Below are 14,203 nucleotides of genomic sequence, written 5' to 3' on the forward strand. Positions count from 1 at the left end.
TATTTTTGGAACAATAACACTAGATTAGTTATTTATGTAAATAAACATACGTTACCTCCGCAGCTTGTGTAAAAATAACTAGTTATCTTGCATCCTTTATTAATGTTGGCATTTCCGACTCCATCAGGTAATGCAAGTTCTGATTTGCTATAGTGCATGAATTTTTTATTTTTAATTACTAGAAAAATGATTATCAGAGTTTTACTGCGTTTCCAGCATAAAATAACCTATCGCCTTTTTAGGGTTATTGGCAGTTCTTTAAAAAAAATTAGGCGTTCTTCAAGCCGGAAGAGAACAATACACTTTCTCCTTCTCTTTACATTTATATTAGGGATGGCAGGGTGTAATTTTTTTGGTATCAACTCAAGTAAAGAACAACTCCCAGCAGTTTCCTCACTCACACCACCAAAATTACCAGACTGGATTGAACAAATTAGTCCCATTGCAGATGCAAAACCCCTCAACCAAATCCGCATCCGTTTTAAAGAAGCTTTAATCCCAGTTGAAAATCTTGATAGTCCAGAACAGCAAAAAATATTACAAAAATTTGCCCTTTGGCCGCCTTTACCCGGTCAATTTCGCTTTTTAACACCGCGCATGGTAGGTTTTCAAGCTGAGAAAGCTTTGCCAATAGCGACAAGATTTCAAGTCACTCTCAAAGCAGGTTTAGCCGATTTAAAAAATCATCGCCTAGACAAAGATTTGCCTTGGACTTTCAACACTGAATCTATCAAACTGACTAATTTACCCGGTGTCAATCCCATAGAGAAGGCTGATATCGAACCAATTGATTTACAACAGAAGTTACAGTTTACTTCAAATGTTGAATTGGATTTAACTTCTGTACAAGAACATTTACAGCTAATTCCCGAAGGTAAAAGTAAAGGTACAGGTTTTAAAGTTGAATTAAACAAAGAAGAAAAACCATTAAAAAATGAAGAAGACCCTTTAGAAAAATTTGATCCTTCAGCACGCAATTGGATTTATAACCTCAATCCACAGCAAAATCTAGAAAAAGCAACTAGTTATCGGCTAGTATTTTCTCCAGGCATACGTCCTGCTTATGGCAATCTACCTACAGAGAAAGAATTTGCCACTAAGTTAGCAACTTATTCGCCTTTAGCATTTCAGAAAATTAACTTTTACGGGCAGCCAGATTCAGGCGGAACATTTGGAAGATTTGTTAAAGGCAGTCCCCAGCTAGAATTTAATAACGTTTTATTAGCAGATTCAGCTAAAGAAAACATTACCATCAATCCCGCACCAAAAGAAATTTCGAGAATTCTGCAAGTTAATGATGAAGATAAAATTGTCGGCATCAATCCTTATGCGCTAGAACCCGCCAAGACTTATACAATTACTATCGGCGAAAATCTCAAAGATAAGTTTGGGCAGACTTTGGGTAAACCCGTCACACTTAAATATGACACTGGAGATTTAGCTGGAGATATCTGGGTACCATCAGATTTGAATATTTTCCCTACAAGTAAAGATTTACAGCTAAATATTAGTACGGGAAATCTGCCAGAATCTAAATATAAAGCCGCTTATCGAGTAGTTCAACCGACAGATTTAGTTTATTTTAATAATAGTAGTGAGTTATTACCACAACCTTCTGAATGGCAAAGCTTTAAGGTATCGGGTAAGAAAAATCAATCAGTTGATATTGCCGTTCCTTTGCGAGAAAAAATTAGTGCTGCTACAGGGATGTTAGCTTATGGAGTTCAAGCCCGCACGAATAAATATCAGGAGAATGGGAAGGAACTGTGGCGCGAACCTACGACTTATGGCTTAGTTGAATTGACAAATTTGGGCGTATTTACTCAGTGGTTTCCTGAGTCAGGATTAATTCGCATCAATCATCTTACAGATGGTTCACCAGTTAAAGCGGCTGCCGTTGAAATTTATCAATCAAAATTACAAGCAAAATCTCGCCCCGAACCTTTACCTTGTGCAACAGGTAAAACTGATGACAATGGAATTTTTAGAATTGCTCGTGAAGGATTACAGCAATGTTATGCTGGGAATGAAAGTTCTAGCAAATCACCACAGTTATTAGTAATTGCCCGTGAAAATCAAGATTGGGCATTTGCTAGAACTGAAGAATATAGCGGTGTTTATGGCTACGGTATTGATGCGGGTTGGCAAGATAAAAAGCCACAATCGCGCGGGATAATTTTCTCGGATAGACAGTTATATCAACCAGGCGAAAAGGCTTGGTTAACTGGTTTTGCAGACTATTTACAAAATGGTGCGATTCAGCAAGACAAAAATGCTGCCTACCAATTAACTTTGGTAAATCCCGATGGGCAAAAAACCAGCTTAGGTACGCAAACCACAAATGAATTTGGCAGTTTTTCTCTGGAACTGCCAATCAAAACTACTCAGCGCTTAGGCTACTATACAATCCAGGCTAAAGGTAAAAATGGACAAGAAATTTCTGGAGAATTTCGGGTAGCTGAGTTTAAACCACCCAATTTTAAAGTCGAACTCAACTTAGATAAAGAATTTGCTCTCATTGACGAGAAAGTTAATATTAATGCTACAAGCAATTATTTGTTTGGCGCACCTGTAGAAGGTGGAGAAGTAAAATATTTTATCACTCGCCAGCAGACTGATTTTGTTCCTAAAGGTTGGGAGGGATTTACTTTTGGTAGGCAATGGTTATGGCCGGAGGAAACCCCTACTATATCTACTGATGTATTGCAAATTAATGCCCAACTAGATGCTAATGGTAAAAGTAGTCAAACTGTAAATGTGGCTAATGATTTACCATATCCGATGACTTACCAGGTGGATGTGCAAGTTGCAGATGTTTCTAATCTGTCGGTAGCGAATTCCAAAACATTTACAGCCTTACCCAGTAATCGTCTCATCGGGTTAAAAAGTAATTTCATCGCTGATGCTAATAAGCCTTTCCCGATTGAAGTGATTGTTACTGACCCTACAGGAAAACCAATCACTGGTCAACGGGTGCGTCTGGAATTACAACAGATTAAATATAGCAGTGTCACGCAGTTAGTGGAAGGTAGCCGAACTCCAAAAAATCAAGTTGAATATAAAACAGTAGGACAAGCAGAAATTACATCTGCAAGTAATCCACAATCGGTAAGTTTAACAGCACCGGAATCCGCTTCATATCGGATTAGAGTTAATTTTAGCGATGCCAAAGGCGAATTAAGTTCCACAGATTTACAAATTTGGGCAACTGGAGAAAATCCGGTATTTTGGGGTTCTAAGGAAGATGATGTCTTAGAAGTTAAATTAGATAAAAAAGAGTTTAAACCTGGTGACACGGCTACTGCACTAATTCAATCTCCATATCCAGATGCAGAATTATACTTTGCTGTGATTAAAGATAAACCCCTTTATCAGCAGATTATCAAAGTTCAGGGAGGCGCACCACAAATTCAGTTTCAAGTTACACCAGAAATGTTGCCAAATGCAGCCATTGAAGCTGTCTTAGTAAGACAAGGTAAACCCATCAACCAAGTGGAAGCGGGAAGTTTAGATAACTTGGTGAAGATTGGTTTTACACCTTTTAAAGTGAATTTAGAAGATAAGTATTTAAAACTGCAAGTTAAACCAGTGCAAGCATCATTAGAACCTGGTGCAGAGGAAACGGTACAACTAGAATTGAAGGACAATCAAGGAAACCCCACCAAAGGACAGTTTACTGTCATGGTGGTAAACGAGGCGGTGTTACAACTTTCTGGTTATCGTCCGCCAGATTTGGTAGATACAGTTTATGCAGAACAGCCAATTTCTACGCGCTTTAGCGATAATCGCCCAGATGTCATATTACAAGCACAAGATGTAGCTAAACCGAAAGGTTGGGGTTATGGCGGTGGTTTCTCAACTGGTGCAGCCAATACTCGCACTCGCACCGATTTTCAAGCCTTAGCTTACTACAACGGTTCTGTCCTCACCGATGCAAATGGGAATGCACAGATAACTTTTAAACTCCCGGATGACTTAACTACATGGCGAGTTATGGCTGTCGCCACCGATGGAAATCTGCGTTTTGGTAATGGCGATGCGACGTTTATCAGCACCAAGCCACTGCTAACTAATGCCATCTTGCCACAGTTTGCCCGTCCTGGCGATCGCATCCTTGCTGGTTTATCTGTAACTAATAACACCGGGAATACAGGAAATCTCTCAATTAATGGCGAACTTAGCGGTACGGTGAAGTTTGCTGAGAAAAACCCCACAGCTACTTCTTTACAAATCAAAGCTGAATCCGCAACTCACGCTTATCGTTTTCCCATGCTGGCGGATAGTGTGGGAGTTGGTAAAGTTCGCTTTACGACTCAGCTAAATAGTACAGCCGCAGATGCTTTTGAAGTACCTTTGGAAATTAAGCCAATTGAAATTACAGAACAAGTCGTTGAATCTGGTGTCACTGAAAAACAGGTGAAGATTCCCCTGAATGTTGATAAAAATACCTTCCCTGATGCGGGAGGTTTAGATATTCAGTTGGCGAGTACTTTGATTCCAGAAATTAAAGCACCAGCAAAACAAGTTTTAGAAGATGATGATTTACCATTCACAGAACCGGCGGCGAGTCAGTTAATAATTGCTGCTAATTTGCAAACTATTACCCAAAAATACGGTCAGAACTTTGCAGAATTTAATCCTAGCCAACAAGCGAGTCAAGCAATTGAAAAATTACAAAAACTCCAAATAGCTGATGGTGGTTTTGCTGCTTTCCCTGGACAAGAAAAATCCGACCCTTGGGTTTCTTCCTATACGGGTGAATCTTTGGCCAAAGCTAGTCAGGTGTTCCCTAATTTAGTCGATTCTGCAATGGTATCTCGCCTGAAAGCTTATTTACAAAAAGTTCTGGCAAACCCCGGAGAATACGACTTTTGTAAACAACTACTCTGTAAAAGGCAACTGCAACTTAATGCTTTAATCTCCTTAGCAGAATTAGGAGACAAACGCAATACTTTCCTTGCAGATATTTATGAACAGCGCAATAGCTTTGATGTAGCAACTCAAATTAAACTAGCGCGATACTTATCTCAATTCCCAGAATGGCAAGATGAATCTCAGCAATTAGTGAATAAGCTGCAACAGAATATCTATGAAACTGGCCGCACAGCAGTTGTGAGTTTACCCAGCAGTTGGGGATGGATGAGTTCATCTACTACGACGCAAGCGCAAGCTTTACGATTATTTATTGCCAAACAAAGTAAACCCGAAGTTATAGATAAGTTATTACAAAGTCTTCTAGCATTGCGACGCGATGGTACATGGCAAACCAACTATAATAATGCCCAAGCCTTAACAGCTTTGGTAGATTATAGTCAACTGCAACCCACACCACCTAATTTTGTTGCCACAGTGGAATTAGCTGGTAATAAGTTAGGAGAAAATCGCTTTAATGGCTATCAAAATCCCAGCTTACAGCTAAATATGCCCATGAATAAATTACCTCGTGGGCGTAATGATTTAACCCTGCAAAAATCAGGTAATGGCACTTTGCACTATCTGGTTGCTTACAATTATCGCTTGCAAGGAAATCAACCAGGCAGATTTAACGGACTACGCATAACACGAGAAATTAGTCAAGTAAATAAAGAGAAAGTTTTGCAAAAAACAGGTCTTTATGCTTTCGATAAACCCTTGACTTTAGCCTCTGGACAGGTGTTTGATATTGGTTTAGAAATCATCGCCGATCGTTCTGTGGATCATTTGGTGATTAAAGATCCTTTACCATCAGGTTTTGAGGCGGTGGATGCGAGTTTTCAAACCGCTACCGCTGCATTACAAGCAAAAGCTGATAGCTGGGAACTTGGGTTTAAGAATGTGTACCGCGATCGCATTATCGCCTACGCCGACCACCTGGAACCAGGAGTTTATAGCCTCCATTACTTAGTCCGTTCTGTTACTCCTGGTACATTTTCTTGGCCTGGTGGAGAAGTTCACTTGCAATATGCGCCAGAAGAATTTGGGCGTACTGCTGAGTCTACATTGGTGATTGAGGATAAGTCATGACAACTCGGTTCTATAACCAATGCGATCGCCTTTTCACCTCAGCCAACAAATAATAACAATCAAAATCTGTATATGTTCAATAAAAGTTTTGTAGAAATTAAAGATTATTTATGGGAAGATGTTACCTATATGTAGAATAGATATTACTATAATTATCAAAATATTGATAATATCATCCTGCATTCAAAGTTTCATCAAGACGATCCCTGATTTTTGATTTGTTTAGATGTAGCTTCCATAAAGTCGATAAAAACTTTTATGAGCTTATGAATTCCCTCGCTACCTCCTGCAATTAAACCTCCTGTCAGCAGTGCATCTAAACAACGGAAAATAATTACTTGTATGGGATTATCTAAATCAATAACTACAAGTGGCTCAATTGAGCGAACACCTATTGCACTCATTAAAAGACCGAATAAAAGAGATGTCCATAGAGCAATTGTTCGTGTATCAGATTTATAAGCTGCTCTTTGGCGCTCTTTTTCATTTATATCATCCATTTGTGGCCTGAAAATTTTTAATGAGTTTTGTTGATTTTGCGTAAAATTTTGGATTATTTGCTGTTCTAAACTCATTCCTTCTGGTGGGAGTCCACTAATTTGATTTGATTCCAAAGAAGGAAACTGTTGCTGTTGTCCTTCCATAAGTTTTATTTTCTCAGAAATGAGAGCCTTTTCTTGCTGAATACTAATATCTAATTGTTCAACGAATGGGCCACGCCAAGTAGTTATAAAAACTTCTAAAGAACGCTCTAGCAATAAAGAGATAAATAATTGTAATGTGAGTAGTTGGACAATCTCATTAACTCCAAATGGTTTTAAAACAAATGGTTTAGATGATAACCAAGTTGACAAAGTTACTACTAGAAAACTAATAATGATTAATACAATAAATAGAGGAGATTCGGGAGAAAGCTTTAGCAACGTATCTATACTCCTGTTTCGCGTCACAATACATAACACAGCCTGGAGGTGAAAACTACACCTGCTGAGTAACTTAACAACGTTAATTTGATAGAACAGTAAATAATTTATGACCTGTCCCTTTTTTCTAAAAGTTGTGATGAGTCATATCATGTCCGCCAAATTACCCATAATAAAATAACCCCACCCCCAACCCCCTCCCCGCCTGCGGGGAGAGGAGACAAAGCACAGCTTTGGCGGGGTGGGGTTCTTCGGGTTTAATAAGCAATCAAGCGGACATGATATCACGCCGCTGTGGGAGCAGAAAGCATTCCAGTGCTACTGTGCATGGGACGACGCTAGAGCAAGTAGCAACCGTAGCACCAACTAAAAACCCCTCCAAGGTGTTGGAGGGGTGAAAGTAATTTTTGCAAATGAGATGGTGATTAGGGGGAGACAGCAGCTTTTCTTGTTTAATTATGAATTTTCTTGTCAAAGCAACCAGATGATAGTACAGCATTTTATAAATCCATTACGAACCTCCGCAAGTCTGTACTTAGTAAGATAAATCATTAGTGGTAGTGTATGATGTCAGATGCGACTCGACAGCGTTTAGATAACCTTTATCATTCAAAGCTTGTGCTGGTAACTTTTTAGGGTTGACAGCAGTCTTAACCACATTTAATGCAGTCAGGTTTCCTGTTTGGTATTGAGAGGGTTTGAGATAGCTGACGTTAGATGAATTGTTAGAATTGATAGCTATAGGTTCGCCACTATTGCTAGTAGCTATTTGAACGCCACCGATTCCAGGCAATAAAGCAATAGAAGTAACAATGAGTACAGAATCAATCAAGATAGAGAGTTTCATAGGATTATCCTTAGTTATAGGAAAGTGCAATTAGTGTTCTTGAGTAATAGAGTCTTATTTTTTATCTGTCTTAACTTCCTGCACCCAGTTCACCTGAACGGTTGATTTGCTCCTCACCCATTCGGGTGATTTAATTGAGCGCATCCTAGGTTTCATTCAACTTGAACAGATATATATTTAACTGAGGTTATCTAAAAATTTATGCAGCGTTGTTACTCAGTTGTAGACATAGACCAACTGAGGCATCATATTTCTGCGCTATCCCTTCAACAGCAGGTTTATTGATTTAGTTAATCTAATTTGTCTATTCGGGTTTACCGAACAGACAAATTAGAGTAACCCGTAACATTTTTTTATCTAGTTTAGTACGGCAATCATCAATTAATTGGTGTTAACAACCGAATTTACAGCAGCTTTAACTCTGCATAATATAGAAGATGTAAGCACAAGGTTAAGTGCAAAACTTATTAAACAATACTAACTAATGCGAGGAAGAGCTATGACACTAGTTCGTTGGAATCCTTGGAGAGAAATTGACACTCTACAACACCAAATCAATAGTTTATTTGAAGATACCAGACTACCATCTGTATTGTTTGACAAAGGGTTAAGCAAAGTTCCTGCTGCTGAAATTCAAGAAACTGAAGATGCGATTCATCTAAAGATAGAACTGCCAGGAATAGAAGCTAAAGACCTGGATGTACAAGTAACAGAAAATGCTGTTTACGTTAGTGGTGAGCGGAAGTCTGAAACGAAAACAGAGGAAAAAGGTGTTACCAGAAGTGAGTTCCATTACGGTAAATTTCAACGCGTAATTCCTCTATCTGCTCGGATTAAAAATACTGACGTTACGGCAGATTATAAAGATGGTATCTTGAATCTAACACTGCCTAAAACTGAGCTAGAAAAGAACAAAGTTGTCAAGGTGAATTTGGAACCATCTGCTAACTAATGATTTGCTTGCGATGTCTACGACGGTCACTGAGCGTTGGTCATTGAGCGTAGCCGAAATGAGCCGAAGTGCGGGCTACGCCTACGCACTACTTTACCTGCAATGATTGATTGAAATAGTTAAGAGCTTGGTCATGCAAGTGACCAGGCTTTTTTTGTAAATACTATCCGCAACAGGTATGTAAGTTTTGTGTACATTAATTATCTAAAAGAACTGGAGAGCGATCGCCTTTATTTTTAAGATTTATAAATTAATTCTACTTATGTATCAATACCTCTGCCAATTTACGAGGGTTCAACGCCAGTGGAAACGGGATGAATACGTCCTAAAGAAGTAAGCTTGGCAAAAATCTGGGTTAATAAAATAGGCTCAGGGATTTCGGGAAGCATTTTTAACATTTCACGAACATATCGAAAACCACGATGGTAAGCCTTAAGGTCAATAATGCCAGAACCGGGATTGAGTTGCTGGAAATCAGCGAGAAGATGGTGGGATAAATTGACCATAAAAAATGCTAAATTAGAAGCATTAGTCACGGCAGTTTGGCTCAGGTTCATAAAATCTTCCAATCCCCAAAACTGCTTGGCATCCCTAAAATTAAACTCGATTTGGAAACGGAGTTTGTAATAGTCGATAATTTTTTCAAATGACAGAGTTAGGTCGCTAGAAAAAATAATTACATGGCTGCAAGCATTAGTTTTAAGATTGGTTTTGACCAAAATCACTACATTGAGAGCTTGGGCAAATTCTTTGTGAATAAGAGTGGCTTGATAAATATCAGTTTGAATATCATCCTCAATAGCACTTTTACATAAGTATTTGTCAGGTATATTACGATAGTCTAGCTTATCACCGTATTTACGACGAGAGCGCTTACTGGAGTCAGGATTTTCATAAGGGAAGTATAATGCTGAATCATGGCGCAATTTGGAAATTATCTGCAAGTTGACAAGACGTGCCATCTGCAAAGCATTGTTGTTACCAAAATGACCATCTACTACCAAGTAGGTGAGGGAAATAGAGTTAGCTAATAACTTGAATAGTGAACCAATCATTTTCTGAATTAGTATTAATTCAGATGTTAATATCACTTCCTTTTTATTTTTGTTTTTACTTCCTTTTGGTCGTCCACGCCCACGCTTTTCTTTTTTGTTTGGTTTTTCGATTGTCGAGGTACTTTTTGTTTGAGTATCTTTCTTTATTACCTGTTCTATCTGAATCGGAAACGAGTGCCTCTGTTCAACACTCACTAATGATAATACAAAGAAAGATAATCCTGATATCGGTTTATTGGCTAGGCTAGAAAAGAATCTATCTAATCCATAAGTCTTTTTACCCGATTTACTGACTACAACTTCATCTCCTGCAAGCAAATATACCTCATTCGCACGGAACAAATGCTTGCGGAAAAATAGCCAAAACAATGTAGCCCAAGGTATTACTGTATGAAAAAACCGCAACATCGTCCGATAACTACCACCAATGCCTGCCCAACGGGAAATTCCCAACATCGTGACTCGTCCGCTCATCGCTAACATAGCCAGGATTATCTGGTTCAATTGCCGCATCGTCGTAGCGTTTATCTGCGGTAGCAAGCATTGTAGCAGTGATAAGATATCGGACATGGGCTGATTGTAGTTTTTGAGTTGTCGTTGTGAGAGACAATAACTCTACTACATCGGCCCTCTCTCCTCATCCTCTTATTTTGGCTAAGGTATTGATGTATACCATAGTATGAGTGAGCAACAGAACCCAAGGGTGCGTAGGCGTAGCTCATTGTACCTCTATGCAGAAGCAAGCTACGCGTAGCGTCTCCTAGAGAAGACATTGCCTCCCGTAGGTGAGTACACCATTGCAAAGCGCCATGACTGGGTTGGACTATATCTACCCATCTTAAAAAAATTTGCTTTTAAATAAGCAAACCTGATAACTAGTATCAGGTTTACTGTAGTAATAGAACTTGATTAAAAAATGTAAAGCAGTGTAAAGTAGTTTCACAGGCAAAGACCTTACCGCCTGATTCATAAATAACTAACCGCAATCATAAAACAATGACAACAACCTTACAACAGCGCTCAAGCGCTAACGTATGGGATCGATTCTGTGAATGGATCACCAGCACCAACAACCGGATCTACATCGGTTGGTTCGGCGTAGTAATGATTCCAACCTTGCTAGCCGCAACAGCTTGCTTCGTAATCGCCTTCATCGCCGCTCCTCCCGTTGACATCGATGGAATCCGCGAACCAGTAGCAGGTTCCTTGATATACGGAAACAACATAATTTCCGGTGCAGTAGTACCTTCCTCCAACGCTATCGGTTTACACTTCTACCCAATTTGGGAAGCAGCATCCTTAGATGAGTGGTTATACAACGGTGGTCCTTACCAATTGGTAATCTTCCACTTCCTGATAGGCGTATTCTGCTACATGGGACGTGAATGGGAACTATCCTACCGGTTAGGAATGCGTCCTTGGATTGCGATTGCATATTCAGCACCAGTAGCAGCAGCAAGTGCAGTATTCTTGGTATACCCCATCGGACAAGGTTCATTCTCTGATGGTATGCCTTTAGGTATCTCAGGAACCTTCAACTTCATGATCGTGTTCCAAGCAGAACACAACATCTTGATGCACCCCTTCCACCAACTAGGTGTAGCAGGTGTGTTCGGCGGAAGTTTGTTCTCAGCAATGCACGGTTCACTCGTAACTTCCTCCTTAGTTCGTGAAACCACCGAAACCGAGTCACAAAACTACGGTTACAAATTCGGTCAAGAAGAAGAAACCTACAACATCGTTGCAGCCCACGGCTACTTCGGTCGGTTAATCTTCCAATACGCTTCCTTCAACAACAGCCGTTCACTGCACTTCTTCCTCGCAGCATGGCCTGTAATCGGCATCTGGTTCACCGCCTTGGGTGTAAGCACAATGGCGTTCAACTTGAACGGTTTCAACTTCAACCAATCAATCATTGACTCTGAAGGTCGTGTGATTGCAACTTGGGCGGATGTAATCAACCGGGCTAACCTGGGTATGGAAGTAATGCACGAGCGCAATGCTCACAACTTCCCTCTCGATTTGGCTGCTGGCGATTCTGCTCCTGTTGCTCTTACTGCTCCTGCTATCAACGGTTAATTCTGAAGTTTCGCTAAATCATCAAAAAGCGCTCTCCTTTTACGGAGAGCGCTTTTTAGTGTCCATTTTAACACTAGCACTTAGGGAGAATAATCAATATGAAACGAGCCTTATTAGTAATCGATGTTCAGAATGAATACAACCTTTTTACTAAACATTTTCGAGATTTTTAAGCACCTCTGCGGCTGACTGATATCGTTGAGTGAAGTCGAAATGTACCATTTTATTTAAAATCATCACTAACTCGTCTGTAGCCTCAGTGAATTCGCGCCAATGTTGCCAAATTTGTTGATTAGCATCAGCTACACTTTGGATAATTATTTCACCAGTATTTGTGTCTCTACGAAACTCTCTGGGTTCTACCCCTGTTAAACCTTGTATTCCCATAATTCCCAACGCATAAATATCGCTGTTGAGTTTTGGCAACCCACTCATTTGTTCCGAAGGTGCATAACTAGGAGTGCCAATTGAAATAGTTTGAGCTTCTTGCTGCTGGGGTTGAATCTGCTTAACAGCGCCAAAGTCAATTAAAACAATGTGCCCATCTGATTCTCGCCTAATTAAGTTACTAGGTTTGATATCTCGATGGATTACACCATAGCTGTGAACAAAAACAAGGACGTTTAAAACTTCTTTGAGCATCTCCAAAACTTCAGCTTGTTTTAGTCGCTTCCCAGCAGTTAGCTCTTTATCCATAGCGTGTCCTCGAACAAATTCTTGCACTAGGGAAAATTGCCGATTTTCTTCAAAGAAAGCTAGCAGTTGGGGAATTTGTGGGTGCTTACCCAAAGTTTCTAAAATTTCTGCTTCCGCGTCGAATAGGCGTCTGACAACATTTAAATATTCTGCATCTTGGCGAGGAGGTCGCAACTGTTTAACCACACACTGCGGATTACCAGGACGCTGGATATCGTCAGCCAAATAAGTATTGCTAAATCCTCCAGAACCCAAGGGTTGAGTAATTTTGTAGCGGTTGTTTAGTAGCGTTCCTACTGCAATTTCTTGCCCAATGGAATCAACAATTACCGTTGGCGCTTCATTTGAGGCGTTGCCACGCTGCCGTAAAAGACCTTGCAATTCTAGAATTAATTGTTGGTGTTCTTGAACCCGTTGGGTAATTTCTTTTTGCTCTTGCTTGGTTTGATAAGCACTATAGGCAAGGACACTGCCGACGGTAAATACTAACCCCAACGCCGGAGGTATGACTGGAAACCATCCAGCTTGGGTAAAAATGACAAAATTGGCTCCAAATAACACTGCAAGGGCTGTTGCTGCTGCCAATCCTAAGCCTAGCGGATGTTGAATCCACCATACCAGCAACCCACCAACTATAGTCCATCCCCATATCCAAAGGACTTCACCCCACTCAGGCAAAAACCAAAGTAGAGGTTGTTTGTTCAGAACAGCGCTGAGAATTTGACTAACGCTGTGGGCATGAATTTCAATTCCGGCCATTTTGCCAGAATTATCTGACTTCCCGCTAGCAAAAGGCGTATTAAAAATATCATTTAAACTATTAGCTGTTGAACCAATCAAAACGATGCGGTCTTTAACTAAATCTGGTTTAATTTGATTTGCAAGTACTTCTGTAATAGTTACCTGCTGGGCAATCTGATGACCAGAACGGTAATTAAACAGGATTTGGTAGCCATTGGTATCTGCTTTTTCATAGCCGCCAGCGTTACTTTGTAGGGGTTTAAATACAGTATTACGTAGTTGTAGTTCTTTTTTGGGGGTAAATTCTAGTTGGATGCCTCCAACTTCTAAATATTTGAGTGCTAGTTGTAAGCTAAAAGAATAAGTACTTTGACAAGAATCGGATTCTTCTGCACTTACTAATAAGAGGTTGCGGCGAATTGTAGCGTCAGTATCTTCTACGACATCATTAAATCCCACTCGCTCTGCTTCAACGCCCTTTGGGGGTGCTATTCCCGGATTGTTAGAACCCGAATGTTTGCAAATAGGAATGATGATATCACTCTGTTGGAGGCGTTGCAGTAGCTTGTCATGACCAGGCGGCACTGGTAAGTCACGAAAAATATCTAAACCAATGACTCGCGGTTGATATTCTTCAAGTTTTCCTAATAGTCGGTCTAGAAGTTCACTAGACAGGGGCCAATTCCATTTTTGGATATCTTTTTCACTTAACGCAACAATCAACAAACGAGTGTCTGGGCCTGGGTCGGCACGTAATTGCATCATTTGGTCGTAGACCTTCATTTCTAGAGGCTCGAAAACCCCTAGTTTTTGAATTCCTACTAGTAAAATTGTAGCGATCGCACTTGAAAGAATAACTGGCTGTCTAAATAAACTTTTAAAAGTTACAACCATTTTTTTAAATAGG

General features: G+C 39.9%; 7 protein-coding genes. 3 read left to right on the forward strand and 4 right to left on the reverse strand.

Annotated elements, in window-relative coordinates; genetic code table 11:
- Positions 1-333 precede the first annotated feature (333 nt).
- Positions 334-6,003 (forward strand): alpha-2-macroglobulin family protein, encoded by a 5,670-nt coding sequence (locus QUD05_RS31255; RefSeq protein ID WP_289799441.1) that lies wholly within the window; start codon positions 334-336, stop codon positions 6,001-6,003.
- A gap of 194 nt (positions 6,004-6,197) precedes the next feature.
- Here QUD05_RS31255 and QUD05_RS31260 read toward each other — a convergent pair whose 3' ends face one another.
- On the reverse strand, positions 6,198-6,857 hold the full coding sequence (locus QUD05_RS31260; protein WP_289799442.1) for a hypothetical protein: 660 nt from the start codon (positions 6,855-6,857) through the stop codon (positions 6,198-6,200).
- 604 nt (positions 6,858-7,461) lie between these two features.
- A complete protein-coding gene (locus QUD05_RS31265) occupies positions 7,462-7,773 on the reverse strand; it encodes a hypothetical protein (protein WP_289799443.1) in 312 nt (103 codons plus the stop codon).
- A gap of 499 nt (positions 7,774-8,272) precedes the next feature.
- Between QUD05_RS31265 and QUD05_RS31270 the strand changes: the two genes are divergently transcribed.
- On the forward strand, positions 8,273-8,725 hold the full coding sequence (locus QUD05_RS31270) for an Hsp20/alpha crystallin family protein (protein WP_289799444.1): 453 nt from the start codon (positions 8,273-8,275) through the stop codon (positions 8,723-8,725).
- A 284-nt stretch (positions 8,726-9,009) separates the two neighbouring features.
- On the opposite strand, the gene QUD05_RS31275 is transcribed toward QUD05_RS31270, so the two are convergent.
- On the reverse strand, positions 9,010-10,350 hold the full coding sequence (locus QUD05_RS31275; RefSeq protein ID WP_289794346.1) for a transposase: 1,341 nt from the start codon (positions 10,348-10,350) through the stop codon (positions 9,010-9,012).
- 426 nt (positions 10,351-10,776) lie between these two features.
- Here QUD05_RS31275 and psbA point away from each other — a divergent pair, with 426 nt between their 5' ends.
- On the forward strand, positions 10,777-11,859 hold the full coding sequence (gene psbA / locus QUD05_RS31280) for a photosystem II q(b) protein (protein ID WP_289796474.1): 1,083 nt from the start codon (positions 10,777-10,779) through the stop codon (positions 11,857-11,859).
- Between the two features lie 150 nt (positions 11,860-12,009).
- Here the strand turns inward: psbA and QUD05_RS31285 are convergent, their stop codons facing one another.
- Positions 12,010-14,190, reverse strand: a complete 2,181-nt coding sequence (locus tag QUD05_RS31285) for a CHASE2 domain-containing serine/threonine-protein kinase (RefSeq protein WP_289799445.1) — start codon at positions 14,188-14,190, stop codon at positions 12,010-12,012.
- Positions 14,191-14,203: the final 13 nt, after the last annotated feature.

It is taken from the genome of Nostoc sp. GT001 (assembly GCF_030382115.1).
Taxonomy (GTDB): domain Bacteria; phylum Cyanobacteriota; class Cyanobacteriia; order Cyanobacteriales; family Nostocaceae; genus Nostoc.

Bases quoted from the DNA above. Each gene is read 5' to 3' on its own strand.
- QUD05_RS31255 (WP_289799441.1), top strand. From the start codon at position 334: ATGGCAGGGTGTAATTTTTTTGGTATCAACTCAAGTAAAGAACAACTC.
- QUD05_RS31265 (WP_289799443.1), bottom strand. From the start codon at position 7,773: ATGAAACTCTCTATCTTGATTGATTCTGTACTCATTGTTACTTCTATT.
- QUD05_RS31270 (WP_289799444.1), top strand. From the start codon at position 8,273: ATGACACTAGTTCGTTGGAATCCTTGGAGAGAAATTGACACTCTACAA.
- QUD05_RS31275 (WP_289794346.1), bottom strand. From the start codon at position 10,350: ATGTCCGATATCTTATCACTGCTACAATGCTTGCTACCGCAGATAAAC.
- psbA (WP_289796474.1), top strand. From the start codon at position 10,777: ATGACAACAACCTTACAACAGCGCTCAAGCGCTAACGTATGGGATCGA.
- QUD05_RS31285 (WP_289799445.1), bottom strand. From the start codon at position 14,190: ATGGTTGTAACTTTTAAAAGTTTATTTAGACAGCCAGTTATTCTTTCA.